This is a genomic window from Pseudomonas agronomica, from assembly GCF_025917275.1.
GTDB classification, from domain to species: Bacteria; Pseudomonadota; Gammaproteobacteria; order Pseudomonadales; family Pseudomonadaceae; genus Aquipseudomonas; species Aquipseudomonas agronomica.
In genome coordinates, this window is record NZ_JAOSHO010000876.1 from 1 (window position 1) to 1,121 (window position 1,121).

Genomic DNA, 1,121 nt, shown 5'->3' on the forward strand with positions numbered 1-1,121 from the left:
ATCGCGAGCAAGCTCGCTCCCACAGGGTAGTTATTGCAGGGTTTAGATCCCCTGCGGAATCTCTTCCCCACCCAGCGCCTCAACCAGCGCCGGCAGGAACTCGCCAAACGTCAGCATCATCAGGGTGAAACTGGCGTCCAACTGGCCAAGAGCCTCGTCGCCGCCATCCTGCTCCGCCTGGTCCTGCAGCAGGTCTTCGAATTTCAGGCGCTTGACCACCATCTTGTCGTCGAGCACGAACGACAACTTGTCCTGCCACGCCAACGACAGTTGGGTCACCACCTTGCCGGTGTTCAGGTGCAGCTGGATTTCGTCGCTGGTCAAGTCCTGACGCTTGCAACGCACGATGCCGCCGTCTTCATGGGTGTCGCGCAGTTCACATTCGTCCAGCACGTAGAAATCGTCAGCGGCTTTCTGCGTCTTGACCCAGTCGGTCATGATCGCGGTCGGAGCGGTCTTCACGGTGAGCGGACGCACAGGCAGCGTGCCGATGACTTCGCGCAACGTGGAGAGCAAGTCTTCGGCGCGTTTCGGACTGGCGGAGTTGACCAGGATCAGGCCCTGTTTTGGCGCGATGGCGGCAAAAGTGGACGAGCGACGGATAAACGCGCGAGGCAGGAAGGCCTGGATGATTTCATCCTTGATCTGGTCCCGTTCCTTTTTATAGACCTTGCGCATTTGCTCGGCTTCTATTTCCTCGACCTTTTCCTTGACCGCGTCGCGCACGACGCTGCCAGGCAGGATGCGTTCTTCCTTGCGCGCGGCGATCAGCAGGAAATCCTGGCTGACGTGCACCAAGGGTGCGTCTTCGCCTTTGCCAAATGGCGCGACGAAACCGTAAGTGGTCAACTCCTGGCTTGCACAAGGGCGCGCCAGTTTGCTCGCCAGTGCAGTTTCCAACGCCTCGGCATCAACAGGCAGATCTTGGGTCAGGCGATAGATAAGCAGGTTCTTGAACCACATGGGGTGAGTCTCTCCTTTATACAAAGGGGGGCATTATTCTCTTCGCGGCGCCATAGGCCAACCCTTCGCTAAGCCTTTGGAAGGCCTGAAAAAATTAATTTAAAAAGTGCTTGCCAGCTTAGGGACTGCTCCGTAGAATGCGCGCCACACCGAAAGTG

General features: G+C 57.7%; 1 protein-coding gene. It reads right to left on the bottom strand.

Annotated elements, in window-relative coordinates; all coding sequences use genetic code 11:
- Positions 1-42 precede the first annotated feature (42 nt).
- Complete coding sequence (gene rdgC, locus OC610_RS27830; protein ID WP_030142368.1) at positions 43-963, bottom strand: recombination-associated protein RdgC; 921 nt, start codon at positions 961-963, stop codon at positions 43-45.
- Positions 964-1,121: the final 158 nt, after the last annotated feature.